This is a genomic window from Pseudoduganella rhizocola (assembly GCF_045984285.3).
Taxonomy (GTDB): Bacteria; Pseudomonadota; Gammaproteobacteria; order Burkholderiales; family Burkholderiaceae_D; genus Rugamonas.
Window position 1 is genome coordinate 374887 of sequence record NZ_JBJQIK030000003.1, and the last position, 25744, is coordinate 400630.

Below are 25744 nucleotides of genomic sequence, written 5' to 3' on the forward strand. Positions count from 1 at the left end.
GCTCCTGTATTGATAAGGTGTGGGCTTGCTGGCTGTCCGGCTTAGCCCGGCAGATTGGCCACCAGGCGTATCGAAGTGGTCAGCTCTTCCAGCTGGAAGTGCGGCTTCAGGAATACGGTGGCGCGGTAGCAGCCCGGCTGGCCCGGCACGTCGGTGACGACCACGGACGCTTCGCGCAGCGGGAAGGCCGCCTTGGCGTTCTGGGCCGCGTTATCGTCCAGCAGCACGTAGTTGGCGATCCAGCCGTTGAGGAAGGTCTCCACGTTCCCGCGCGTCATGAAGCTGCCGATCTTGTCGCGCATGATCACCTTGATGTAGTGCGCGAAGCGCGAGGCGGCCAGGATATAAGGCAGCATCGAGGAAATGCGGGCGTTCGCATTGGCGCTGTCCGAGAAGTACTTCTTCGGCAGGTTGGTGGTCTGGCCGCCGAAGAAGGCGGCGCGGCCCGAGCCCTTGCAGTGGATCAGGGAGATGAAGCCCAGGTCGTTCAGCTCCTTCTCGCGGCGGTCGGTGATCGACACCTCGATCGGGCAGAACAGCTCGCTGCTGCCGGCGTCCGAGGTATAGGTGTACAGCGGCAGGTCTTCCACCAGGCCGCCGCCCTCGACGCCGCGGATCGCCGCCGTCCAGTTGTACAGCGAGAAGGCATTGGTGATGCGCTCGGCCAGCACGTAGGCGGCATTCCCCCACAGGAAGCTTTCGTTGTCCGGTTTCGGGTAGCCGGTGATTTCACCCTTGGCGTTGACGAAGGGCTTCAGGTCGGCGCCGGACACGTTCTCCTCGAAGTTCACGCCTTCGCAGGGCGTGGTATTGCGCTTCTCCGGCTTGCCGTACGGCAGGCGCAGCATGACGCGCGGCAGCACCAGGGTGACGTAGCGCGAATCTTCCATTTCGCGGAATTCGCGCCAGGCCGTCAGCTCGGCATTCTCGAAGATCTTGGCCAGGTCGCGCGGCTTGTCCAGCTTGTCGAAGCCGGACAGGCCGAACATTTCGGTGGAGGCCGCCGCGATGAAGGGCGCATGGGCCGCCGCCGCCACTTCCGAGATCTTGCGCAGGAAGGCGATGTCGCCGGCGCCCGCGCCCAGCTCGTAGCCGCCGATCAGCAGGCTGTATGGGTAGCCGCCGAAGGTGCCGTACTCGGCTTCATACACCAGCTTGAACAGCATGCTCTGGTCGAACTCGACCGCCTTGTCCATGTCCTTGGCCAGTTCGTCCTGGGTCGCATTGAAGACCTTGAGCTTGAGCATGGTGCTGGTTTCGGTATTGAACACCAGGTGGGCCAGGCCGCGCCAGGTGGCTTCCACATGCTTGAAGCCGGGGCTGTGCAGGATGGCGGTGAGCGCCACGCTCAGCAGCTGGTCGATCCGGGCCACCAGTTCATCGATGACGGCCGCCGTGCCGCGCTTCTGCGCCGCCACCAGCGCCTCGACATGGGTGCCTTCGGCGATCAGGTCGCCCACCTGTTTGGCGAAGTGCTTCAGCCACAGCAGGGTTTTCGCCGCATCGGTGCGCAGCAGGGGCGCGACGGCCGCCACGATGGCCAGCTGTTCATCGGTGGGATCGGCGTCGGTGTGAATGCGCTTGGCGAACTGGAGGAAGGCATCGCGCGCCGCGTCGTCGGCCAGGGTCAGGCCGAGGATCAGCAGGGGCTTGGCCCACAGTGGATCGCCGCTGTCCGCAGCGGACGCGGCTTTCAGCTTATCCAGTTGCACGGCAGCCAGCGCCGGATCCACCGCCGATGCGGCGGCCGTGGGGTCGAAGCCCAGCCGCGTCAGCAGCGCGTCGCGCTTGGCGAAAGGGGCCTTCGCCTCCTCGGTGGTGCCGTCCCCGGTGGGCGCGGCGCCCGTCAGCTGCAGCTGCTCGATGACCAGCAGGGCCTTGGCCCGGTTATCGGCATTGTCCGGCGCCGCCAGCGCGCGCGCCAGTGCCGCGGCATTCAGGCCGGCGGCGGCCACCAGCTTCTCGAAAGCAGGCGCGGCATCCACGGAATTGGAAGCGGGCGCCGCGGCGTCGGTGGCCGACAATAGCGACCATTTCTTGTATTCGGCCGCCTTGTCGGCCGCGGCGCCGGCGCCGCTGACGGTATCGTCCAGCGCGAGCAGGGCCTTGCGCAGGGCAGGGCGCTCGGTTTCGGCCACGGTTTCCATGCCGCCCATCAGCTTGAGCGTAGCGCCCTGCTTGCGGGGATCGCTGCTCTGCGCCAGCGTGTCGATATGGTGCGCCACATCGTCGTCCGACTCGTATTTCGCCTGCAAGCTGCGGATCAGGCCGCGCGAATCGTACATGCCAGCCAAGGTTGGCAGCTTGCGGATGATCTGCATCGGCGCGAAGTCGTCGATGTGCTCGAACATGATCTGCTTGTCGTCCGGCGTCGCCAGCAGGGAGGCGGTGGCCGGGACCGTTTGCGGCACTTTGCCCAGGTCGACCCGCGGACGGATCGTTTTCAGGATGTCGTTGAAGTTGTCGCGGTCGATGTCGGTCATCTTCCGCTCTTTCAGGGGTTTGGGCGCCAGGTCCGCGGTGGCGCCGCGGTCGCCCGACAAATCGGCCAGAATGCCGACGATGAAAGGCAGCTCGCGCTTCTCGATGGCGCCGCCGGTTTCAACGTCATAGGTAATCCTGACCCTCGGTGGCCGTACCCGCAGCAATTTCTGTTGGATGCTCTCTGTCATGTCATAGCCTCGTTTCAAAGTCGCCAATAAAGTCCTGGCCGCCCCCGACGGCAGAACACTTGGGAGCCAGAATCGTACACGCCCCTGTTATGCAATCGGCGTGCCAGCGCCAGAAAATGCGCTAAGCCGTTGATATTAAATGGGTTTTCTAGCTGCTCGACATGGCCTGGGATATTTTTCACCCAGTGGGGCAGAGGCTCACAGAGGGAAATATCCGGGTGGGCGCCGGCCCAGTGCCGGGTCAAAAATCACCCGCCCCGCACGGTCCTGTGGAGGGCACCGGTTTTACTTTCCTTGTGCTAAGCTGCATCATCGCTATGCAAGTTTTTGCATCCCATTCTCAGACTATGTCCATGGAAGACCTGCTACGTTTTGCAAAAGACGCGATTGTCCACTACGTGCAAGCGCGGCCCGAGAGCGCCGATACGCTGGAAGGCATCCACCATTGGTGGATACAGTGGCCGGGCGCAGCGGAGTCGATGGCGGTCACGCTGGCCGCGCTGGAACAACTGGAGCGTGACGGCCTGATGCAGGGCGTCCGCGTCGGCAACCGCGACATCTGGCGCCGCCGCCGGCCGGATCCGCAGTCCGCCGGGTGAGCGCAGGCTGCGCCCGGCCGTCCCGAAATGCAAAAAGCCCGCCGGAGATGGCGGGCTTTTACTTTGGCGCCGCCCACGCAATCTGCGTGGTGCAGGCCGGCCGGAAATTCAGCTCAGATCGCGCAGATCTGCGAGGCCTTTTCGCCCTTTGGGCTATTGGCACGCACGAAGGAGACGCGCTGGTTCTCCGACAGGCTCTTGAAGCCGTTCGACTGGATGTCCTGGAAGTGGGCGAACAGGTCGCCGCCGCCGGCATCAGGGGTAATGAAGCCGAAGCCCTTGGAATCGTTGAACCATTTCACGGTGCCGGTTTGGGGAGTAGTCATGTTGAGTCCTTTAGTTTGCATGGGCAAGACGCCCGGGTGCACAATCGACCAAGAAGTGGATAAGAGAGGAAATCAAACAGGACCGCCAAAGGCGAACGGGAGAGAAAGACCAACAATAAGGCGACTTGATGTAGTGCGAGACTGAATATACAGCACCATTCCGGAATTCCCTAAGCATTTCGGATTTATTTTGCCTTCAACCGTGCAGCAGGGCTTCCGGACCGACGGTATGATCCGGATTGGGCGTCGCATTCCCGCGATCCGGCAAGACGAGGGCATCGACCAGCATGGCACACAGACTTGCCGACTTCATCCACGACAATATGGAAGCGATCCTGCAGGCATGGGAAGACTTCGCGCGCACCATCGAGCCGCCCGCGCTGACCATGGACGACGAGGCGCTGCGCGACCACGCGCGCCAGATGCTGCTGGCCTTTGCCGCGGACCTCGGCACCTACCAGACCGACGTGCAGCGCGATGCCAAGGCCTGGGGCCGCGGCCGGCGCGGTGCGGCCGAAACGGCTGCCGAAGCGCATGCCGAGGCGCGCCTGCTGTCGGGCTACACGGTGGTCCAGCTGGTGTCGGAATACCGCGCGCTGCGTTCCGGCGTGCTGTCGCTGTGGCAGGCCAGCCCGCACCTTGACGGCGCCACGACCATGGGCGATATGACGCGTTTCAATGAAGCCGTCGACCAGGCGGTGGCCGAATCCGTCGCGCGCTACCAGCAGCTGGTGGCACGGTCGCAGAACATGTTCCTCGCCATCCTGGGCCACGACCTGCGCAATCCGCTCGGCACGCTGGTCACGGGCTCGCACTTCATCATGCAGGCCACCGATATCCCCGGGCGGTATGCCGACGTGGCCGCCCGCATGTTCCGCAGCGCCAAGCGCATGAGCAAGCTGATCAACGACCTGATCGAGTTCACCCGCAGCCATCTCGGCCCCGGCCTGCCGGTGCAGGGCGCGCAGGCCGACCTCGCCGCCGTGTGCGAGCAGGTGGTGAATGAGCTGCGCACTTTCCACCCTGAGCGGGGCATCGAACTGCACCTGCCGCCCCAGCTGGAGGCCCGCTTCGACGAGGCGCGTGTGGCCCAGATGCTGTCCAACCTGATCGGCAATGCCGTGCAGCACGGCAGTGGCGGGCCGGTGCGCGTGGATATGAGCGGCGGCGAGCACGAGGTGGCCATCCAGATCCATAACCAGGGGCCGGCGATTCCAGCCGAGCAAATTGCAACCATTTTCGAACCGATGGTACGCGCGAGCTCCGCCACGGGCGGCGACTATACCGAACGCACCAGCCTGGGCATCGGCCTTTTCATTGCGCGCGAAATTGCCCAGGCCCATGGCGGGCAGATCAGTGTGGATTCGAACGAAAGGGATGGCACGAGCTTCACCGTGACCTTGCCGCGCGGCCTGGCGGAGGAACGCCGGTGCACAAGCTGATCAACACATTCTTTTCCTCCGGCCGCGGCGTGCCGCCGCCCGGATTGCCGCCCGGCGGGCAGCAAGCGCCTGCCGATGCCTGGGCGCTGCGCAAGCTGCTGGTGGTGGATGATGAACGCGACCTGGCCGACATGGCCGAAGTCCTGCTGCACGGCAGCGGCCTGGAGGTGAAGGTGGCCTACTCGGGCCTGGAAGCGCTGCTTATCCTCGAAAACGACCCGGAGATCGACGCGCTGTTCTCCGACATCATGATGCCGGGGATGACGGGCCTGCAATTGGCCAATGCGGTGTCCGCCCTTTATCCCCGGGTGCGAATCGTGCTCACTTCCGGCTTTACGCCCCCTTCGCTGATGAGCACGCGGCAGCGTCCTTACCACTATCTGCCCAAGCCCTACAGCATGGACATGGTGCTGAAACTGCTGCGTTCAGGGCCGAAGCGGCCCTGAACTTCACTGCGCGGTGGAGATGGAATAGGGCGCATCCGCATCGGCCGTGCCGCGCTGCTTGTTCGGCGTGCGCGACATGCTGAAGTCCAGCACGGCGCCGCGCAGCAGGGCCTCGTGGCTGATCCAGTTGCGGCTGTAGTCCTTGCCGTTCATGCGCAGGCGGTCCACATAGCGGTGCTGCTCGCTGTTGGCGGCGGCGTTGATCACCACCTTGCGCCCGTTCTCCAGGTTCAGCGTGACCTTGCGGAACAGCGGCGCACCCAGCACATACTGGTTCACGGCCGGCGTGACCGGATAGAAGCCCATCGAAGAGAACACGTACCAGGCCGAGGTCTGGCCGTTGTCTTCATCGCCGCAATAGCCGTCCGGCGTGGGCTTGTACATGCGGTTCATGGTTTCACGCAGCCAGTACTGGGCCTTCCACGGTGCGCCCGCGTAGTTGTACAGGTAGATCATGTGCTGGATCGGCTGGTTGCCATGCGCGTACTGGCCCATGTTGGCCACCTGCATCTCGCGGATCTCGTGGATCACCTGGCCGTAGTAGCTGTCGTCGAACACCGGCGGCAGCGAGAACACCATATCGAGCTTGTCGACAAAGGCCTGCTTGCCGCCCATCAGCTGCATCAGGCCGTGCACGTCGTGGAACACCGACCAGGTGTAGTGCCAGCTGTTGCCCTCGGTGAAGGCATCGCCCCATTTGAAGGGATTGAAAGGCGACTGGAAGCTGCCGTCCTTGTTCCTGCCGCGCATGAGGCCCGTCTCCGGGTCGAACAGCTTGCGGTAGTTCTGGCTGCGCTGCTTGTAGATGGCGATTTCCGATTCCGGCTTGTTCAGCGCCTTGCCCAGCTGGTAGATGGCGAAATCGTCATAGGCATATTCCAGCGTGCGTGCGGCGTTCTCGTTGATCTTCACGTCATACGGCACATAGCCCAGTTCATTGTAGTAGCCCACGCCCGCGCGGCCGACGGCGGACATCGGCCCCTCGTTGTTGGCGCCGTGCTTGAGCGCCTGCCACAGCGTTTCGATATCGTCGCTGCGCACGCCCTTGATCCAGGCATCGGCCACCACGGAGGCCGAATTATTCCCGACCATCACGTCCGCATAGCCGGGGCTGGACCATTCGGGCAGCCAGCCGCCTTCCCTGAAGTCATTCGCCAGCCCGGCCTGCATTTCGCGGTTGATGGATGGGTAGACCAGGTTCAGGAAGGGATAGAGGGCGCGGAAGGTGTCCCAGAAGCCGGTGCCCGCGAACATATAGCCGGGCAGCGTCTCGCCGTTGTAGGGGCTCCAGTGGACCGGCTGGCCTTTGGCGTCCAGCTCATACAGCTTGTTGGGGAACAGCACCATGCGGTACAGGCTGGAATAGAAGGTGCGCATCTGGTCGATGCTGCCGCCTTCGGGCTGCACCCGCTCCAGCACCTGGTTCCAGGCCGCCTTCGCTTTCGCGCGGGTCTGGTCGAAGCTGTCCGAGGCCAGCTCGCGCTGCAGGTTCAGCTCCGCCTGCTCCTGGCTGATGAAGGAGGAGGCGACGCGCACATGCACCTGCTCGCCCTTGTTCGTGCTGAAGCCGAGGATGGCGCCGCTGTGCGCGCCGTCCATCTCCAGCTTGCCCGCCGCCAGCGCGTCGCCCTGCCAGGTATCGGCCGAGGTGAAAGGCTTGTCGAACACCATCACGAAGTAGTTGCGGAAGTTCTTCGGCAGGGGGCCGCGCGCATAGCGCGTGCTGTAGCCGACCACCTTGCGCTGCTCCGGCAGCACCTTGACGTAGGAGCCCTTGTCGAAAGCGTCAACCACGATATAGGCGCTGTCCGATTTCGGGAAGGTGATGCGGAACTGCGCCGCGCGCTCGGTCGGCGCGATTTCCGTGGTCACGTCTGCATCGGCCAGGTACACGCTGTAGTAGTAGGGCTTGGCGGTTTCCGATTTGTGCGAGAACCAGCTGGCGCGCGCATCCTGCGTGAAGCGCTTGGCGCCCACCACCGGCATCAGCGAGAACTGGCCGTAGTCGTTCATCCATGGCGAGGGCTGGTGCGTCTGCTTGAAGCCGCGGATCTTGTCGGCATCATAGGTGTAGGCCCATCCGTTGCCCATCTTGCCGGTCTGCGGGGTCCAGAAATTCATGCCCCAGGGAACGGCGATGGTCGGGTAGGTATTCCCGTTCGACATTTCCGGCTTGCTGGCCGTGCCCATCAGGGGATTCACCCATTCCACCGGATCGGAAACCTTGCCGACCATCTGGGCGTGGACGGCGGGAGTGAGGAGGGCGAACATGCCGGCGGCGATCAGCAATTGCCGGCGGAAGGAAGTATGTGGACCCAAGCGTTTGCTCCTTGGCGGTTGGTGAATGTGCTCGCCATTCTACGTCCGGTCCTGCCTTGTCTGCTGACGAAAATGCATCACTCCATACTAAACGGTATGGAGCTTGCTTGACGCCATACCATTCGGTATGGAACCATGCGGCAGCAAATGGTATGGAGCTGAGCATGGCAGAAAAATTCCCCAATCCCAAAACCAAGCTGCTGAATGCCGCCACGCGGGTGATCCGTTCCAAGGGCTATGCGGGATCGTCGGTGGACGACATCTGCCGCGAAGCAGGGGTGACGAAGGGCAGTTTCTTCCATCATTTCAGGGGCAAGGACGATCTTGCCATCTCCTCGGTCGAGCATTGGACCGCTGTCACCGGCGAACTGTTCGCCACCGCGCCGTTCCGCGCCATTGCCGATCCGCGCGAGCGCATCCTGGCCTATGTGGATTTCCGCAGTGCGCTGATCCGGGGCGAGCTGCCGGACTTCACCTGCCTGCTGGGCACCATGGTGCAGGAGACTTACAGCACCCATCCGGCCATCCGCGATGCCTGCGACGAAGCCATCCTGTGCCACGCCCGCACCCTTGCGGCCGACCTGGACGAGGCACGGCGCGCCTGTGCGCCCGATGCGGACTGGGACCCGCTCGACCTGGCGCTGTTCGTGCAGGCCGCCATCCAGGGCGCCTTCATCCTGGCCAAAGCAGGACAGGATCCCGGGGCCGCAACGCGGGCCATCGCGCACGTGCGCACCTATCTCGCCGCGCTGCTGCCGCAGCGGGCGGGCATGCCATCCAGGCCGTCCAGGACGGCAAACAATTAGTTGCTGTTGACAACCAATGCCAAAGGGCGGCATCATGTGACGCATGACCACGGCCGCTCCCCTTATTCGCGAAATCGTCCGCCTCTATGTGCGTTCCCAGCGCAGGCAGGCGCGCTGCGGCGACGGCGCATCCACCGTGCAGTGTCATGTGCTGACCGAACTTCTGCGGGAAGCAGGCTTGTCACAGCAGGCGCTGGTCGAGCGGCTGGGTCTGGACAAAGGCTGGATCAGCCGCGCCGTCGATACACTCGTTGAAGAGGGTTGCGTTTCAAAACAGGGCAGCGCGATCGACCGGCGCAGCGTGACGCTCGCCCTGACACGGTCCGGCCGGGTGCGCGCGCTGCGGCTGGAACAGGAGCTCAACCAGCACGCAGGCCAGTTGCTGGAGCGGGTGCCGGCGCTGCACCTGCCCATGGTGCAGCAATCGCTGCGGCTGCTGATGGACGCCTTGTCCGGAACGCCATCGGGCGCCGCGCTCGCGTTGCGGCCGGCGGCACGCAAGGACTGGCCCGCCATCAAACGCATGCTGCTGGCAGCATCCCTGCCGCTGGATGGCGCGAAGGAACATCTCGGCCATTTCATCGTAGGCGAGGAGGGCGGCAGGATAGTGTGCGCGGGCGGGCTCGAAGCCTACGGCGCCGATGCCTTGCTGCGCTCGGTCGTGGTCGATGGCGAAGTGCGCGGCCGCGGCTGGGCAAAGCAGCTTCTGGCGGCCCTGATGGAGCATGCGTCCGCCATCGGTGCGAGCCGCCTCTACCTGCTGACAACCACCGCCGAATCCTGGTTTGCGAAACTGGGGTTCCGCAAGGTGGACCGCTCCCGTATTCCCGATCAACTGCAGCAGTCACGCGAGTTGCAGGGCGCATGTCCCGCCAGCGCGGTTGTCATGACGCTGCGCCTTCGTAAATAAACGATGATACGACTAGCCACCAGCGCCGATGCCGGCGCCATTGCAGCGATCTACAACCATTACGTTACCGGCACCACGATCACCTTTGAGGAGGAGCCGGTATCCGTTGCGGAAATGGCTTCCCGCATCGAGAACGTGAACGCGCAGTTTCCCTGGTATGTGTGGGAGAACGGGGGCGAAGTGACGGGGTATGCCTATGCGACCCCTTGGCGTGCGCGCAGTGCCTATCGCTTTTCCGTAGAGACCACGGTGTACGTCGCGCCTGGCTACGCGCGCCGGGGCATCGGCTTCAAGCTATATGCAAGCCTGATCGAAGCCTTGCGCGGCAAGGGAATTCAGGTAGCGCTGGGCGGCATCGCCCAGCCCAATCCCGCCAGCGTGGCGCTGCACGAGCGCCTGGGCTTCGAGAAGGTGGCCCACTTCAAACGCGTCGGCCGCAAGTTCGGGCAGTGGATCGACGTGGGCTACTGGGAGTTGCAGCTGCAATAGCTCTCCGCGCAAAAGCGCATCCACAACGGGCAGGCTGGCCTCACATCAGCCGAACGACTTTGTGCAGGCTCCGTGTGCTTGACATTCCCATCATGGCAAGCATTACGCTCCGAACTTTAGTCCAGCTAAGGGGAGCAGCCATGGGTTTATTCCGGAAAACAGAACAAAGGCAGGGATGCGCCTGCCGTATTTGCCGCGGCGCGCAGTGCAGCTGCGGCTGCCCGGCTCAACCTGCGCGCTTTGCCTGCAGCTGCGGCCCGCATTGCGGCTGTCCCAAGCCTTGCCCTTGCACGGCTGCGCCGCCTATTGTGTCGGCGGCGGAAGCGTGACACCGGCACTGGTTTGCACTACAGGCTTCATGGTGCCGTCGGCATTGTATTGAAGGTGCTCGACAGTGACCGCGCGGCGGCCGATGGCGCCATTCAGGTCGCCGATCGACAAGGTGGCGTTATGCAGGAACAGATACCAATTGTCCTTGAACTGCACGATGCCGGGGTGGATGGTAAAGCTGTATTTTCCCGAGCCGGTCAGCAGGCCGCGATAGGTCCACGGGCCGCTGATGGATGTCGCGGTCGAATAGGAAACGTGCTCGTCGCGCTGCGTGCTGCGGTCCAGTGATGCGTAGGTCAGATAGTAAAGATTGCCGCGTTTGTGCAGCCACGGGCCTTCTTCAAAGTGTGGCGGAGTGATCTCCTGGATTGGGCCATCCAGCTCTATCATATTTGGCTTCAGCTTGGCGATGTAGCACTGGCGATTGCCCCAGGCCAGCCAGGTGGTTCCGTCATCGTCGGTGAAGACGGTGGGATCGATGTCTTCCCAACTGTGCGTGCCTTTGGGCGTCATCTGGTTCGTTACCAGCGCCGAACCGCGCGCGTCGACAAAGGGGCCCGTGGGTTTGTCGGACACAGCCACCGCGATCGCCTTGCCTGGTTGGGTATCGTCATGCTCCACCGCCGCGTAGAAGTAGAACTTTCCGTTTTTTTCAATGGTTTGCGAAGCCCATGCGTCCGCTTTGGCCCATTTGAAATCCTTGACCTTCATGATCGGCGCATGGCTGGTCCAGGTACGCATGTCCCTGGTGGAGTAAACCAGCCATTCGCGCATATTGAACATTTCGTCACGTTGCGCCTCGTCGTGGCCTACGTACAGATACAGGGTGTCGCCGACCACCAAGGGTGCGGGATCGGCAGTGAAACGGTCGCGGATTATGGGGTTGGAGCCGGCGGCGTCACCGGGCGCGATTTGTGCGAGCGCCGGCAGCGCGGCGGCCGACAGCCATAGCGTAGCGAATGCAAGTGGGCCACGCCAGCATTGGTACAGGTGTCGCATATGGTCTCCCAATCGTGTTTCGACGATTGTGATGACAAGTGTTTCTAAAAGCCAGCAGTTTTTTGCCTTGGCCGAATCGAAGCTGATATCGATCTGGCCTCATAGATCCTTTCACGCTGCATCACAAAGTTTTTTCCTGCGCCACCGCTGCGGTGGGCGCCGATTTTGAAACGGCACTCAAGTAAAATCCCAGGGATAGCACGGAGCCGCCGAGCAGCACCGCAATCAGGACCGATGGCACGCCGCCGGCGCCCAGGATCCAGGCCGCCAACAGCGGCCCGGCAGCCTTCGATAGCAAGGAGGGACCGGCCATCGCGCCAGAAATCGCTCCGTAATTTTCCGGGCCGAACAGGGTTTGGGGAATGGTTCCGCGGACGATCGTCAGTACGCCGTTGCTGAGGCCGTACAGGGCACAGAACACCGCAACCGCCCACGCCTGCTGGCCGAACAACAGCAATGCCAGGAGGGCGGCCGGCAAGGCGGTGAATGCGAATTTGCCCACTGTCTGCGGCGCCGCATCGCGCGCCACCGTCCGCTCCAGCACCCGGCCTGCCACTTGCATCGGCCCAATCAAGGTCGCCATCAGCACTGCCAGGCCGGCAACATGGCCCATGTCTTTGAGCAAGGGGATCAGGTGCACGGAAAGCGCCGAGAAGATGAAGGTGTTCGCAGAGAAGGCAAAGGCCAACTTCCAGAACGTTGCATGGCGCAGCGCCTCGGCCAGCGTATGGCTGCGTGCCTGGGAACGGCCGGTCGCTGGCTGGCGTGGCGCGTCAGCGCCTAGCAGCAGATGGAGCGGCAGGCAAACTACCAGCTGCGCGACGCCGAACCAAAAGTAGGTGTCGCGCCAGCCCAGTTCGCTGCTCAGCTTGAGCGTCAACGGCCAGAAGATGGTGCTGGCGAAGCCTGCGAATAAGGTGAGCGTGGAGATTGCCTGCCGCGCATTGCCGACGAACTTGCGGTTGATGGTGGCAAACGCCGCTTCATACAGGGTCAGCGCCATCGCAGCGCCCAGCACGATCCAGGCCCCGAAGTAGGAGAGGGGGCCGCTGGCATAGCTCAGCCAGATCAGGCCGGCTCCGCATACGACCGAGCCTGCCCCCATGATCCAGCGGCCGCCAAAACGGTCGATCAAAATTCCGACGGGTGTGGAGCACAGGCCCGTGACCAGGAGGCTGACCGAGAAGGCGCCGAACACCATTTCTGGCGCCAGGTGAAGCTCGGCGCCGATCGCCGCCGCGACGATGCTGAAGGCATAGTACAGGGAGCCCCATGAGGCGATCTGCGTGACCGCGAGGATGCCGATGGTGCGCCAGGGGCTCTGCATGTGGACCTTTCTCGACCGTAGAAGGATGTTGTCTCAAGCGCAGCAGCTCGAGGCCGTCTTCGGCGGCGGGCAGCCACATCCTGCTTCGCCCGCGGCTTTGGCGTTGGCGTCAAGCACGCAGCAGGCATCGGACGCCGCCGGCGCGGGACCACCACAGCAGGCACTGGCTGCAGTCTCCACGCCCGGCAGGCGCGTGTTGCACACGCCGGTTTCCGGCAATTCAAGCTGCACATCGTCGGCTGCGGCCATGTCGCCCGCCAGGGCGGCGACGACAGAGCGCACCTGCTCGTAGCCGGTGGCCATCAGGAAGTTGGGGGCCCGGCCGTAGCTCTTGGCGCCGACCGCGTAGTAGCCCTGTTCGGGATGCGCAAGTTCGCGATGGCCGTGCGGGCGGACGGTTCCGCAGCTGTGCTCGTTCGGGTCGATCAAGGGCGCGAGCGCATCGGTGCTTTCGAGCCAGGGATCGTGACGTACCCGCAGTTCCCGTGTGATCGCCAGGTCAGGACGTGCGCCGGTCGAGGCCACAATTTCGTCGATGCCGTCGATGAACTGCGGCACGCCCTCGACATCCTGGCCCAGCAAACGCAGGTGGCCATGTTGCCCGGTGATCGCGCGGATGCGGAAGTTGGTATGGATCTCCAGCAGTCCCGCCTTGTGCAGCGCCTGCAGGCGCAGGCCGACCTGGCCGCGGGCCGGCAGGCCATCGGCCTCGCCGCCGCCAAAGGCCTTCGCCAGCGAGTTGCCCCGCACCGCCCAGACCACGACCGTGCCAGGCACTTCATCGGCCAGTTGGGCCAGCGCGAGCAGGCTGCCCGCCGCGGAATGGCCTGCGCCCACCACGAGCACCCGCTTGCCGGCATAACGGGCGCGCTGGGCTCCAAGAACGTCGGGCATGCCGTAGCTGATCCGGTCCGCGAATTGCTCTTCGCCCTGGGCGGCGATTCCATTGGCGCCCAGCGGATTGGGGTGCGACCAGGTGCCGGTCGCATCGAGCACGGCGCTGACATAGTATTCCCGCTCGCCCTCAGCGGTCATGGCGCGCACGACGAAGGCGGCTTCCTCGCGGCCGCGGGTCTTCACCTTGTCGAAGCCGAGCCGCGCGACCTCGGTGACGCGGTGGCCCAGCTTCAGGTGTTCTGCCAGCTGAGGCAGCTTTGCCAGCGGTTCGAGATACCGCGTGCGCAATTGGCCCGCGGTCGGCAATTCATCGGCTGGCGGCATCTGCCAGCCGGCGCCTTCAAGCAGCTTGCGCGCTGCCTTGTCGACGTTGTACCGCCATGGCGAGAACAGGCGCACCTGGCTGTAGGTGGCGAGATTGCCGGCAACGGCAGTATGCGATTCGAGGATGAGTGGCGTCATGCCGCGCTCGATCAGGTGGGCAGCAGCAGCCAGGCCCACGGGGCCGCCGCCCAGGACGGCAACGGGAAGCGTGATGTCGGTCAGATTCATGTTGATTCCTTTCGGTCGAAGCGTCAGCAATATGGAGCTCATATTCCCTTTGCCATTCGTCGAACGACGAATAACGAGGTAAAAAATTTACAGCCCAGTCATCAATTCCTTGAGTTGCGCCAGGCGATCCGGATTCACGCAATAGCACACGCGCTGCTCGTCGGACGAGCCCAGGATCAGGCCGGCCTCTTTCAGGATCGTGACGTGCTGCGAAATGGTCGATGCGGCCAGCGGCAGCACTTCGGCCAGGTTGCCGAAATAGCAGGCGCCATAGGCCGACAGATATTTCAGCAGCTGCACGCGGGCAGGGTGGCCGAGCGCCTTGCACATGCGCGCCAGATCGTTGGCATCAATGGCCATTACTGCCTCGCCGGCGGCGCGGGAATCACAACAGGTAGTCATTTCGGTCTATTCGCTAATCGACGAATGAAGAATAGGCGCGTGTCATCAAGCTGTCAAGATATTTCTATAAACTTGGAATTGTCGTAGCTTTGGGATATGATCATTCGACTTTAGTGGAAATGAGCGATATGGAAACGAAAGCGGTATTAGCGGCCATGGCCGCCCTGGCGCAGGAAACCCGGCTCGGCATCTTCCGTCTGCTGGTTCAGACGGGGCCGGAAGGCATGGCGGCGACCCGCATCGCGGAGCATATGGGCATTGCACCGTCTTCCTTGTCGTTCCATTTGAAGGAGTTGACCCATTCGGGCTTGATCGGCGTGCGCCAGGACGGCCGCTTCCTGTTCTACTCCGCCAGCATGGACACCATGAATGCACTGGTGGCGTTTCTGACGGCGAACTGCTGCTGCGGCGTCGCCTGCATGCCGGCTGCGACATCGTGTGTTCCGCCAACCGCTCTGATGGAGAACTGAAATGCAAGAGAAAGTATATAACGTGCTCTTCCTGTGCACGGGCAATTCGGCGCGCAGCGTCATGGCAGAAGCCCTGGTCACTACGATGGGGAAGGGGCGCTTCCGTGGATTCTCCGCCGGCAGCCACCCGGCCGGGAAGGTCAACCCTTTCGCCATCGAGCAGATTGCCGGCACCGGCTACCCGGTCGAGCAGTTGCGCAGCAAGAGCTGGGACGAATACGGCAAGCCCGATGCACCGCAGATGGATTTCATCTTCACCGTCTGCGACAACGCTGCCGGGGAGACCTGTCCCTACTGGCCTGGCCACCCACTGTCGGCGCATTGGGGCTTCGCCGATCCCGCGGCCGTCGAGGGCAGCGACGAAGAAAAGCGGGCAGCGTTCCGCATCTTCCGCCAGATCATGACGCGCATGAACATTTTTGTGAGCCTGCCGCTGCATATGCTGGAGAAAAATGCGATCCAGCACGAAATCAAAGCCATCGGCGATATGTCCGTTTAAACCTCTGGAAACTTCAATGATTGTTCTGTTCCTTTGTACCGGCAACTCTTGCCGCTCCGTGCTTTCCGAAGCCACGTTCAACCACATGGCGCCGGAAGGCATGAAGGCCATCAGCGCCGGCAGCGAGCCGGCCGGCAAGCTCCATCCGCGCGCCGTCGAACTCCTGCATGGCAAGGGCATCTCCACGGAAGGCTATTTCAGCAAATCCTGGCATGACCTGCCCGTAACGCCCGATATCGTCGTCACCGTCTGCAGCAACGCTGCCGGCGAGACCTGCCCGGCCTATCTTGGCCCGGTGCTTCGCACCCACTGGGGCCTGGACGATCCTGGCCACGTCGCCGGTACCGAAGAGGAGATCACCAAGGCCTTCGAGGATACCCATGCCATCATCCGCGCGCGCATCGATGCCTTCCTGAAGCTGCCGCTTGACGTGCTGGCCCTGGACAAGGCGGCGTTCAAGGCTGAACTGGACCGTATCGGAACCCTGCAGGCATAAGGCCTGGTCTCATTTGAAGGACACAATGTGCTGACCGCATTTCTCATCTTTCTGGCAACGCTCATCTTCGTGATCTGGCAGCCGCGCGGCCTCGGCATTGGCTGGAGCGCGGCTGCCGGCGCAATCGTCGCGTTGCTGGCCGGCGTCATCCAGACTTCCGATATCCCCGTTGTCTGGCACATCGTCTGGAATGCAACCGGCACTTTCGTGGCCGTCATTATCATCAGCCTGCTGCTCGACAAGGCAGGCTTTTTCGAGTGGGCGGCCTTGCACGTTGCGCGCTGGGGCCGAGGCAGCGGCAAGCGCCTGTTCGTGCTGCTCGTTCTCCTGGGCGCCGCCGTTGCGGCCTTGTTCGCCAATGATGGCGCAGCGCTGATCCTGACCCCGATTGTGATTGCCATGCTACGCGAGCTGCGCTTTTCGAATAAAGCCACCCTGGCCTTCGTGATGGCAGCAGGCTTTATCGCCGACACCTCCAGCCTGCCGCTGGTGGTGTCGAACTTGGTCAACATTGTCTCGGCCGACTACTTCGATATCGGCTTTGCGCGCTACGCCGCCGTGATGGTGCCGGTAAACTTCGTCTCGATTGCGGCCACACTGGGAGCGCTCATATGGATCTTCGGCAAGGACATCCCGGCCGACTACGACCTGGCGCAGTTGAAGCGCCCGGACGGGGCGATTCACGACCGCGCGACTTTTCTGACCGGCTGGTGGGTGCTGGCCCTGCTGCTGGTTGGCTTCTTCTGGCTCGAGCAACTGGGCGTGCCAATTAGTGTGGTTGCCGCGGCCGGCGCCGCGCTGCTTCTGGCAGTCGCAGCCCGTGGTCACAAGATCTCGACGCGTGAAGTCTTGGCCAGTGCGCCATGGCAGGTCGTCATTTTCTCGCTGGGCATGTACCTGGTGGTGTATGGCCTGCGCAATGCAGGCCTGACGGACTACCTCACGGCACTGCTGAACCGCTGCGCCGACTATGGCGTCTGGGGTGCCGCGCTCGGCACCGGTTTCATCACCGCCATCCTGTCCTCGATCATGAACAATATGCCGACCGTGCTGGTGGGCGCCTTGTCGATCGACGCCACCACTGCGCAGGGCGTGGTGCGCGAAGCGATGATCTATGCAAACGTGATCGGCAGCGACCTGGGGCCCAAGATCACCCCGATTGGCAGCCTGGCGACGCTATTATGGCTGCACGTCTTGTCCAGCAAGAGTATTGAAATTTCCTGGAGCTACTACTTCCGTGTCGGCATCGTGCTGACGTTGCCGGTATTGTTCGTGACCCTGGCGGCGCTGGCCGTGCGGCTGGGATAAGGAGAAGCCATGAGCGTAACCATTTACCATAACCCTGATTGCGGCACCTCGCGCAATACCCTTGCGTTGATCCGCAATGCGGGCATCGAACCGCTGGTAATCGAATACCTGAAGACGCCGCCAACGAAAGACACGCTGCGCAATTTGATTGCGCGCGCCGGCCTCTCGGTACGCGGCGCGATCCGCGAGAAGGGCACGCCCTTTGCGGAGCTGGGCCTGGACAATCCGGCTGTCGGCGACGAAGAGCTGCTGGACGCGATGGTCGCGCACCCAATCCTGATCAACCGGCCGTTCGTGGTTACGCCAGTCGGGGTGAGGCTGTGCCGGCCATCAGAACTGGTGCTCGATATCTTGACCGAGCCGCAACGCGGCGCGTTCACCAAGGAAGATGGCGAGCGTGTGATCGACGAACATGGCAGGCGAGTGTCCCATGGATAAGCTGCTCGATCTGCCTAACGTCAATGCCAGCTGCTGCCAAACGATCGCTGCGCGAGCGCTCGTTCAGCCGCTTTGCCATGATCAACGATTTGACATAATATAAATTATGCGAAATATGATGTAGAATGATCAGATCCAGAATATTTTCATCAGCGTGTCAGCGCGCTTACCTAATTGTTCCTCCGTCCGTTACGTAATCATTGACTCAAGTTCAGCTATATTGCAGTTCTCATATTTCGTAGGATGATTTATGTAACGAAAAACTGCATTTTTTATCTATGGAACCTTTAGGTAAGATGTTCACCGATGCTATATCCCCCGGGATGGTCGCCTGCTGTTAACGTTCCATCCTGCAGACGCATAGCGTAAACGCCGTAGTGCTCTAACCGTCCGCTTTCACAAACGTGTTCCTGCTTTTTGCGTAAATTTGGGGCTCCCCTTTACCCGGGCGATTTGGCGAGCAAAGATTATCGAGACATCATATTGGGACGGTTTCGAGATCGCTGAACCGATTAGCTGGTCAATTTTGTGCCGCGCTATTTTGCAGCACTGCGTTTGGCGTGTTCTGGCCCGGCATATTTGCTAGCGCCGTCAACGTAATCCGCTCAGCATAAATCGACACTAGCTCTGGCTGCGACATGGCTTCGAGCTGCGCGAGGTCTGGCGCACCGTGCAAGAGTTCTAATAGCCGTTCTCTTGGCGTATTCTTATATCCGTTGTGGAAAAAATCGTAGAGTTCAAGCGGTCCATGCATGCTGTTGCTCCGCCGCGCGGGCTCGCCGAAAAAAGTATCGGCATGGCGACGCCATGCATCGAGCTCGGCTTCGGACATATCCCATTTGAGTATTTCGGCGGTATTGTCGTCGAACCACATAGCGCCATATAGTTTCGACTCGTTCTCGGCCACCGTAGCACTTGTCAAGAGGCCGAGTCTTTTTCGGCCATGCCCATCATCTATTTGATATCGACGTCCGATGATGAGGCGTTGGTTCGGGTCGAGCACGCCAAGCGCGTACTCGGCTATTTCGCCGTCGAAAGTAACTGGCGGGAATGCATGGTCCCGAGCCGACTCCAGGAGCGCGGTTAGCGCCCGGTCTTTTTCCCTCGCATTAATGAGTGCCCGGAATGTGGGGAAAGTCCCATCAAGCTTGAAGTCAGGGATCTGGAAGCCCTCTCCGATCACGTATGATCGGTTATCAACCGATTCCAGATTGAGATGCGTTGTTGAGTTGGTCAGGAACACATATGCCGGCGGGAGCTCGTTCCCCTCCTTGTCCGTGCCCCCCTCTAACCGCCTGAGCAACTGCAGCGCCCCTTGGAGTTCCCGGGGCAATGGTTCGCCTTCGGTGAGCTGGCCAATCGCGAGTTCGATGAAGACAATGCGTTCATGGTCTGCACGTTTAGCCAGCGCCCGCTGTAACTGCCGCCCAGGACGTAAATTTGCTCCGTTCCTACATTTCGCCTCGACTGAAAACTGTCGACCGGTGGCCGTATGGGTGGCAGTAAACTCGCAGTGCGAGCTTGTGCGATCATCTTCGTCCTCGAGAACTATCGCATACCCCGCCCTGATCATCGTTGCGGCGACAAAGAGCTCATATCGCGCCGCTAAGAACTGTTCTGGGTGTTTCAGTCGATTAATCAACTTCGCCTGGAGCTCACTGTTATGCTCCATCGAATAGAGGTCGTAGGCCAAACGCAGATACGAAATGGCTGCGCCATTGGCTTCCATGCTTGATATCTTCCCTGGAATGGCGTGTGCCTGCTGTGCCCGGCATAAATGATCGTACCAGATCAAGATGGGGTGACGTTGGGCGAGCGGTTTCGCGATCTCCGCGGTTCCCCAGTCAGGGTCGAGCTTTCGTTTGATGAAGTCAAATAGGAAGTCATGGAAGGTTTTCCACTTATCCGAGTACAAAATTTTGTTCTTCACCGCAACAAGCCGCCGGCCGCCGAGCTTGCCTGAGATGATTGGCCTGCCCAACCCTTGCTGACGCTCGCGTTGAATATTGCGCGCAACTAACTGCGCTGGCGTTACAAACTGCCCCGCAGGCGCCGCTGGCCGCGCGCGGCCGTGGCACCGCTTGAACTTAGCACCACTTCCGCAAGGGCATGCATCATTGCGCCCTACTTTTGCCACCGCCACCTACTTCTTTGACTGTGATACAAGTGAGCCAGCCAACGCTTTTGTCGTTGCGTTAGAACTGCTCTGCAGTGCGGACGAGGCTTTCTTTTCCATGGCAGCCCCAGTCACTTTGTTCGTACCCGATTGTGCCAGAGCGCTGCCGGCGAGACTTTTTTGGAGCCCCGATGCGGTGGAGCTAGCGAGAGTTTTGCCCGCTTGCGATGCTACCTTGCCGCCAGTCGATTTGTTTGCCATAACTTACTCCAAAGTACAATATGTAGATAATGGATGAGCTAAATACACTATATATTGTGTTCTGAAAGTTTCAAGGGACCAATGGCAATTTTTCCATTTATACCTGAACTGTCTTGATGGCGGGGAGGAACTGGCTTCAGATTTTCTTATGCTGAGGTCGAACTACCTCTGCATCGAACTCGCTATCGAGGGCCAGAGCGTTTTACGGGTTTCACTTCATTTGCTTCGATTGCGTCCCAAACGCGTCCATCACGACCGCTGATGGACGCTAGCCGCGACCTTGCGCGGCAACTAGTCGAAACCGCAGTAAGTCGTTTCGGACGCGTCGACACCTTAATTAATAACGCCGGCCTCTTCATCGGCAAGCCGTTCACCGAATACACGGTTGACGATCTCACGACGATTTACAAAACGAACATCATGGGTTCTTCCACGTGACTCAGCTCGCCATTGCAGAAATGCTCAAGCAAAAAAGTGGGCATATTGTACAGATCACCACTACGTTGGTCCGCCAGGCATTGACAGACATTCCTGCTGGTCTTGCTCTGCTAACGAAGGGTGGCCTGGACGCAGTAACGCGTGGCTTGGCAATTGAATATGCAACCCAAGGCTGACGTAACGGAGTGCCTTTCGCGACCTACTGCAGCAACGAAACGCTTCCAGATGACCTGGCAACCGGCACTGGCGAGTTACTTTGTTCGCCTTGGTGTGGCCATATTTGGCACTTCTAGGCACGTACGCACTTTCTCGGGCGGGATAATGCAGGGTTATCCCGTCCTACATTCATTCGTGCCTAAGTCAGGCGGCCAAAACCGAATCCAAGCGCAATGTTCGGCATCGGTCTGACGGTAGCGTCCTACATCTTGATGGGCACGTCGATGATGTCCCTAGCCACGCAGACGCCATCCTTAATAATGTATGCTTCGACGTAATGGTCACCGCCGAAGGACGTCGACTCCACCAGCGAATGGCCGCCGCGGTCGGAGACGATCTTGCCCCGCTGCATTTTCCGCCTTTCAGCCTCGGGACCGACATTGCGCACCTTCCACATCAGTTCATATGGTTTGGGCACATCGCACGACTCGATATGGAAATGCAGGTCGCGGCCGTGCGCAATGATCTGCGCACCAGCAAGTATGCGCTTGAGCAGGCCGACCGTTTTGACGTCGCAATCAATGGAGAGGTCATATGAAACATCCACCGGGAACAGCTCTTCGATAAACTGCTCCCCAGGAGCGCGCTCGCTGTGAATGGAATCCGACGCCATGGCCTTCTCCAGCTGCACCTGGTGCAGAGGAAACGACCGGCCGAACACCTCGCGCCAGAGCTTAGACTTTTTGGTTAGGGATGCTTCGTCCACAGCCTCCTGACACTTGGTCGCGGCTTTTTTCGCCTTGGTCTGAAACTTCCCTTTCGAGTGCACCCGCTGGCCACTGCCCGGCGCCGCCCAATAATCCTGATGGTCCAGACCACCGAGATAGGCGAAGATCGTCGCCATCAGTTTGTCGTAAGACGAGTACGTGGCGTTGTGGAACTCCTTGTGTTGCCCGAAGAAGTTATAGACGAGCGTGTCGATCAGCATACCGCTCATGCTAACGCCATGGTTGTTCTTCCAGGCGCGCACCATCTTGCATACGTGCTTATAGTTCCTGTTCGTTTCGCCATTTCGCTTGTCGACCGCATCCATTTCTTGGATCGGCTTGCACACCCGCCACGAGCCGCCGTTGTTCGCGTCCGGAAAGCGGTAGCCGTCGGCGTCCTTGTCGACAAACGCCGGCAGGACCTCGACGACGAAGCCGCTGAATCTGATGACCACAACCTGCCCGTCGCCCTTGATTTCAGTCTTCGGGTACCGCTTTTTCAGGGATTCACGCACCGCTTGGAGTAGCTGGGAGGGGCCGTTATTCTGGTAGGCCTTGTATTTTTCATAGAGCGGCCATGGCAGTTCGATGGCCATATCCAGGTCGCTGATGCCATGGATTGCGGTGTGTCGGCCGTACGAACCGATCTGGCGGCGGTAAAGGACGTCTGACTCCAGGTCCCGAAAGTCCTTGTTCAGACGCATCGTGATGTTCGCGTAGGCGGTCGAGATCGCGTCGGCATTCTTGACGGTCAGGTTGTTGCGGAATTCCTGGAATAGTTGTGCGGTGGTCATGGCTGGCAGCTAAATATGCGAAGAACGGCGTTAAAGTGGCTCACCAGCCAGACGAGCGCGGCAAGGCTGCCACTGATCGAAAGTACGGTAAAGCCCAGAGGCAGTTTGTCGCGGAGCAGCCTGAATTTCAGCTGCTCGTCCATCCAGCCGGTTTGCGCTTGCCAGAAGAACTTATAGTGGGCATACCAGTCGCTCAGAAACAGCTGCTTCGGGATGCCCAGCCGCAGCGCTTCTTCCTGGATCCTCCGGTGGTCGGCCAAAAATGCATCCAGATTGGCGCCCGCCGACGCCGACTTCACTTTCTGATACAGCTCACGCAGTTCATGCAACTTGCCCGTCAAGGCCGACCCGGCCTGATGATACTTGTCCTTGTCCGCCGCGTAAAAATTCAGGTAGATCGACGCGACGCCGATAGCGATAAAGGCCGCCGCGACCTGCTTTTCCTCGAACGCCGGCACAAACAACGCGTAGATGCCGACCACCAGCGAAATGAGGCCGGTCCACCCGGGAAGTTTTTCCACCATGTCAAAGGTTGCGAGGTGCTTTTTGGCAGCGTAGCCGACGTTATAACCGGTCTCGGCGATCAGCCTGAGCAGCGCGTCTTGGTTCATTGTTCTTCTATTCCCTGAGTAATGTTTTCCATCAGATAAGGATCAATGCTCATTTTTCAACGCTATGTTGACCGACATCCGCCAACCCGCTGCGAGCACGTTCACGGTATGACATATGTGACTCGCAACCGATCCCATTCCGCGCTCAGGGTTGGGTTCAGCTCCCTCTGCAAAGGGATAGCGAGCAAAACACTACCTATGGTATTAACTCATCAATAAAAACACTATAGATGGCACTGTATGGATATACAAGGACTTTCTCGACAATATTTTCTGGCCAGGCATTTAGCCGAAAAAATGGCGCAAATTTTGAGGGAACGCGCGGAATCGCGATTGCCGCTCAATCGCCTGCAGTAGGCGGAACAACAGCTGGCCAACCTAAGGCGCCACTGCGGCCTCCCTGGCGAGCGAGCTATAAGTGGCCAAGCACTGCAGCCGGCAGTACGCCGAGGAGGCAGTCCGGGCCAACGCCGCCCTCGCCCGCCAGGCCGACAGTGTGGGCTGCACTTAAGTCCGAGGTGGCGGAAATGCGCAAATTCGCCCTGATGTCGATCGACGACGCCCGCGTTGAGGGCCGGGCGTGGAAAGAGCGCTTTGCAGCCCTAGAGGCGCAGCACCAGGCCTACGGGCGGTTGATGGATTCGTTCTGCCAGCTCGCCTATCAAAAAAGTGCTGAGATCCCGGACCAACTGAGCAGGGAAGACCCGCGTTGAATCAGCCGATTGATGCTGCAAACACGTTGCCCTCCCCGATGATGACGACGGTGGGGCATTGGCTGGGTCCGATGGCCGACGACTGGGAGGCCGCCGAGGACAGTGCAAGACTTAGAGGCCTTTTATGGCTTCCTCGCAGGCCTGCCCGACTCGGCGCTGTGCGCGCACGACGAAGTGACTGGCGCCTACGCCGGCGACAACGACGGGGGATATTCTCCTCAGAAAAGCCAATAGGCTCGGGCTCACACCGGCACCTCAAGTCGGGCGCGGAGGAACAACCTGGTGATGTGAAAATCTTTCCCCAGGGAACTTATAAAACCAAAAATAAGTTCTTATAAACTGCCTTATCGAGCTGTTTCATGAGCCGGCATGAGTGAAGCCAAACGAGAAAGATGCGTGGTTTTCACTGAATGTTGGATTTTCAACACGCAATGAAAATTACGGAATGGGTGAAAACGCCGAAGTGCGCCTACTGGTAGGCGACGATACACATCTGAGTGGGGAGCGCTGGCTAGCTCGGCGTCGCTAGCCACATATTTTCCGGTAAATCAGAACAGCGACTCCTGCTGCGGCAAGGCCGCAGGTGGGACTTTCTTCGGCACACGTGGTGGCATCGGGGCCGGCGCAGTAGTCATCTCGTCCGCAGGCCTTAAAGCGAGCCAGAAGCGGGCCTGCTCCGGATCTGCAACTCTCAGCCAGTCGTCGTAATCATCGGGGCGCAGGATGACGAGACCACGCTTTTCCTCGCCCGGCCGATGAAACCGGTTCAACAAAGGATGGGCATCGGCATTTACGGTGAACATGGCAAAGCTGTGGGTCAGCGTACCGTCTGCCTCTTCCCAACTACGCCAGATGCCGGCTGCAGCAAATTCTGGCTCCCCCTGGAAGGCGATCTGCCAGCGAACTGCTGCGCCCGATTCGTGACTCGGTTCGAAATATCGCACCATGGGCACAAGGCAACGTCTCCCTTCGCGCCATGCGCCCTTGTATTCAGCGGCTACGCCGACCCGCTCGGCGCGTGTATTCATCGTCGTCTTCTTGAACTCGCCTTGTAGATATTTACGCTTCGGCTTCATGCCGAAGCTAGCGAGCAAGGCTTTACGTTGGATATCTTCGCCCAGCACAACGATCGGCGCGACATAGTCTTGGAAAATCTCTTCGACCCAGTCTTTCTGCGGCGGTTCGACATTGAACCGCTCGAGCCCATGTCGTTTCACGGTGGTGTAGTTAACGCACATTGCATTAAGCGGTTTGGAAAGCTGCATAGTACCAAAGCGCGGCGCAATTCCGCACTATGAACGCAACGTTTCAAAGGATCGCGGAACCTGGCGATCCTGTTGTGCGTCCTCAGCTTATAGCTGAGCGGACGGTACGGCTGAGTAATTTACTCGTACAACCCTGCCTGCGCTTGGTGTAGACCGCCCGGAAGCACGTCATAGAGCTCGTGCGTATCTGCCGCCATCCTATCGGGCGATGTGTCGGCAAAGACTAACAAACTAAAGGCATTGGTGATGCGCGCGTTCAGCGCCACAGCGCAGGTGCTGGGGGCGACCTCCAATGAAAACTCACGGTCAAGTTCGGAGATTCCGCTCTGGACGGTATCACGCTTGCCCCATCGGTCCAGCTGTTCTTCCACGGAGAAACCAGGAATTGGCGGCGCACTTGCGGCGGCCCAATAGAAGTAGATGGCGCCAAAGTCAGGGAAGATGCGTCCGTGCTCCTCGTAGAACATAGCCTTCGCCAGGCGGCTGGCAAGCAAACTCATCGCGTCCTGCAGCCTTGTATCGACTGGTTCGGTCGATACGGTATGGACGGGCGCTGTCGAGGCCAAGATCTGACCAGCGTCCAGCGCCGCATCCTGACACGGTTCGCATGAGGGGAAAACATAGCGCGCGGGCCACGCCGACAGCTTGATCAGAGCATCGGGAACGCACGGCGCCAACAACTGCTTTTCTGCCACACCGCAGAAGATGCAATTTTTACATTGCTCATCATCTCGCCCGTGCTTTACTGAGTCCATCTGCTCTCCCCTATCTGTTCGTTGCTCACGCGTTCAATTGTAAGCCGGCTTTCATGGATCGCTCTGCGACAATCGATGCCACGCGGAATTAAAAAAAACTGCAAATCACCACGGCATCCAATATACTGTATATTCATACAG

The 25744-nt window shown here is 60.6% G+C and carries 24 protein-coding genes and 1 pseudogene; 13 read left to right on the plus strand and 12 right to left on the minus strand.

From position 1 onward, the window contains the following. Positions 1-41: 41 nt before the first annotated feature. Positions 42-2672: a type VI secretion system contractile sheath large subunit gene (tssC, locus tag ACJRPG_RS08925; RefSeq protein WP_407999708.1), complete on the minus strand. Its 2631-nt coding sequence runs from the start codon at positions 2670-2672 to the stop codon at positions 42-44. Positions 2673-3025: 353 nt separating this feature from the next. Here tssC and ACJRPG_RS08930 point away from each other — a divergent pair, with 353 nt between their 5' ends. Next, entirely contained in the window at positions 3026-3271 is a 246-nt protein-coding gene (locus ACJRPG_RS08930) for a hypothetical protein (protein ID WP_407999709.1), read from the plus strand. 113 nt (positions 3272-3384) lie between these two features. On the opposite strand, the gene ACJRPG_RS08935 is transcribed toward ACJRPG_RS08930, so the two are convergent. Beyond that, on the minus strand, positions 3385-3597 hold the full coding sequence (locus ACJRPG_RS08935) for a cold-shock protein (protein WP_407999710.1): 213 nt from the start codon (positions 3595-3597) through the stop codon (positions 3385-3387). A 287-nt stretch (positions 3598-3884) separates the two neighbouring features. On the opposite strand from ACJRPG_RS08935, the gene ACJRPG_RS08940 reads away from it, so the two are divergent. Then, the gene (locus ACJRPG_RS08940; protein ID WP_407999711.1) at positions 3885-5039 is read left to right on the plus strand and encodes a sensor histidine kinase; all 1155 of its coding nucleotides are present in this window, start codon (positions 3885-3887) and stop codon (positions 5037-5039) included. After that, positions 5027-5485: a response regulator gene (locus tag ACJRPG_RS08945; protein WP_407999712.1), complete on the plus strand. Its 459-nt coding sequence runs from the start codon at positions 5027-5029 to the stop codon at positions 5483-5485. The genes ACJRPG_RS08940 and ACJRPG_RS08945 overlap by 13 nt, the downstream gene beginning before the upstream one ends. 3 nt (positions 5486-5488) lie before the next feature. Here the strand turns inward: ACJRPG_RS08945 and ACJRPG_RS08950 are convergent, their stop codons facing one another. Next, positions 5489-7804, minus strand: a complete 2316-nt coding sequence (locus tag ACJRPG_RS08950) for a GH92 family glycosyl hydrolase (protein WP_407999713.1) — start codon at positions 7802-7804, stop codon at positions 5489-5491. A 164-nt stretch (positions 7805-7968) separates the two neighbouring features. Between ACJRPG_RS08950 and ACJRPG_RS08955 the strand changes: the two genes are divergently transcribed. The 3 genes from ACJRPG_RS08955 to ACJRPG_RS08965 are packed head-to-tail and all read left to right on the plus strand — an operon-like array spanning position 7969 to position 10009. Beyond that, the gene (locus tag ACJRPG_RS08955) at positions 7969-8610 is read left to right on the plus strand and encodes a TetR/AcrR family transcriptional regulator (RefSeq protein ID WP_407999714.1); all 642 of its coding nucleotides are present in this window, start codon (positions 7969-7971) and stop codon (positions 8608-8610) included. 43 nt (positions 8611-8653) lie between these two features. Then, positions 8654-9520: an arsenic resistance N-acetyltransferase ArsN2 gene (gene arsN2, locus ACJRPG_RS08960; RefSeq protein ID WP_407999715.1), complete on the plus strand. Its 867-nt coding sequence runs from the start codon at positions 8654-8656 to the stop codon at positions 9518-9520. A 3-nt stretch (positions 9521-9523) separates the two neighbouring features. Continuing rightward, positions 9524-10009: an arsinothricin resistance N-acetyltransferase ArsN1 family B gene (locus ACJRPG_RS08965; RefSeq protein WP_407999716.1), complete on the plus strand. Its 486-nt coding sequence runs from the start codon at positions 9524-9526 to the stop codon at positions 10007-10009. 303 nt (positions 10010-10312) lie between these two features. Here ACJRPG_RS08965 and ACJRPG_RS08970 read toward each other — a convergent pair whose 3' ends face one another. From ACJRPG_RS08970 to ACJRPG_RS08985, 4 genes are all read right to left on the minus strand, one after another. After that, complete coding sequence (locus ACJRPG_RS08970; RefSeq protein ID WP_407999717.1) at positions 10313-11338, minus strand: glycoside hydrolase family 43 protein; 1026 nt, start codon at positions 11336-11338, stop codon at positions 10313-10315. Positions 11339-11459: 121 nt separating this feature from the next. Further along, positions 11460-12665, minus strand: coding sequence for an MFS transporter (locus tag ACJRPG_RS08975; protein WP_407999718.1), 1206 nt, complete (start codon positions 12663-12665; stop codon positions 11460-11462). A gap of 33 nt (positions 12666-12698) precedes the next feature. Further along, the gene (locus tag ACJRPG_RS08980) at positions 12699-14114 is read right to left on the minus strand and encodes an NAD(P)-binding domain-containing protein (RefSeq protein ID WP_407999719.1); all 1416 of its coding nucleotides are present in this window, start codon (positions 14112-14114) and stop codon (positions 12699-12701) included. A gap of 87 nt (positions 14115-14201) precedes the next feature. Further along, positions 14202-14474, minus strand: coding sequence for an ArsR/SmtB family transcription factor (locus tag ACJRPG_RS08985; protein WP_407999720.1), 273 nt, complete (start codon positions 14472-14474; stop codon positions 14202-14204). Positions 14475-14644: 170 nt separating this feature from the next. Between ACJRPG_RS08985 and ACJRPG_RS08990 the strand changes: the two genes are divergently transcribed. From ACJRPG_RS08990 to arsC, 5 genes are read left to right on the plus strand one after another with little or no spacing between them, the layout of a single operon-like run. Then, positions 14645-14986 carry an ArsR/SmtB family transcription factor gene (locus tag ACJRPG_RS08990; protein ID WP_407999721.1) on the plus strand — a complete coding sequence of 114 codons (342 nt, stop codon included), beginning with the start codon at positions 14645-14647 and terminating at the stop codon, positions 14984-14986. Position 14987: 1 nt separating this feature from the next. After that, complete coding sequence (locus ACJRPG_RS08995; protein ID WP_407999722.1) at positions 14988-15485, plus strand: arsenate reductase ArsC; 498 nt, start codon at positions 14988-14990, stop codon at positions 15483-15485. Positions 15486-15501: 16 nt separating this feature from the next. After that, a complete protein-coding gene (locus ACJRPG_RS09000) occupies positions 15502-15981 on the plus strand; it encodes an arsenate reductase ArsC (RefSeq protein WP_407999723.1) in 480 nt (159 codons plus the stop codon). A 27-nt stretch (positions 15982-16008) separates the two neighbouring features. After that, positions 16009-17289: an arsenic transporter gene (locus ACJRPG_RS09005; protein ID WP_407999724.1), complete on the plus strand. Its 1281-nt coding sequence runs from the start codon at positions 16009-16011 to the stop codon at positions 17287-17289. A gap of 9 nt (positions 17290-17298) precedes the next feature. Next, positions 17299-17727: an arsenate reductase (glutaredoxin) gene (arsC, locus tag ACJRPG_RS09010; protein ID WP_407999725.1), complete on the plus strand. Its 429-nt coding sequence runs from the start codon at positions 17299-17301 to the stop codon at positions 17725-17727. Positions 17728-18247: 520 nt separating this feature from the next. Here the strand turns inward: arsC and ACJRPG_RS09015 are convergent. Next, positions 18248-19864 (minus strand): YecA family protein, encoded by a 1617-nt coding sequence (locus ACJRPG_RS09015; RefSeq protein ID WP_407999726.1) that lies wholly within the window; start codon positions 19862-19864, stop codon positions 18248-18250. Between the two features lie 519 nt (positions 19865-20383). Here ACJRPG_RS09015 and ACJRPG_RS09020 point away from each other — a divergent pair. Beyond that, positions 20384-20715, plus strand: a pseudogene (locus ACJRPG_RS09020) (SDR family NAD(P)-dependent oxidoreductase); the annotation flags it as partial. A 245-nt stretch (positions 20716-20960) separates the two neighbouring features. Here ACJRPG_RS09020 and ACJRPG_RS09025 read toward each other — a convergent pair. Continuing rightward, positions 20961-22259 carry an SMODS domain-containing nucleotidyltransferase gene (locus ACJRPG_RS09025; RefSeq protein ID WP_407999727.1) on the minus strand — a complete coding sequence of 433 codons (1299 nt, stop codon included), beginning with the start codon at positions 22257-22259 and terminating at the stop codon, positions 20961-20963. Continuing rightward, on the minus strand, positions 22256-22870 hold the full coding sequence (locus tag ACJRPG_RS09030) for an SLATT domain-containing protein (RefSeq protein WP_407999728.1): 615 nt from the start codon (positions 22868-22870) through the stop codon (positions 22256-22258). The genes ACJRPG_RS09025 and ACJRPG_RS09030 overlap by 4 nt, the downstream gene beginning before the upstream one ends. A 527-nt stretch (positions 22871-23397) precedes the next feature. Between ACJRPG_RS09030 and ACJRPG_RS09035 the strand changes: the two genes are divergently transcribed. Next, on the plus strand, positions 23398-23583 hold the full coding sequence (locus tag ACJRPG_RS09035) for a hypothetical protein (RefSeq protein WP_407999729.1): 186 nt from the start codon (positions 23398-23400) through the stop codon (positions 23581-23583). 548 nt (positions 23584-24131) lie between these two features. Here the strand turns inward: ACJRPG_RS09035 and ACJRPG_RS09040 are convergent. After that, positions 24132-24848, minus strand: a complete 717-nt coding sequence (locus tag ACJRPG_RS09040; protein ID WP_407999730.1) for an SOS response-associated peptidase family protein — start codon at positions 24846-24848, stop codon at positions 24132-24134. Positions 24849-24967: 119 nt separating this feature from the next. Then, entirely contained in the window at positions 24968-25603 is a 636-nt protein-coding gene (locus tag ACJRPG_RS09045) for a hypothetical protein (protein WP_407999731.1), read from the minus strand. Between the last annotated feature and the right edge of the window lie 141 nt (positions 25604-25744).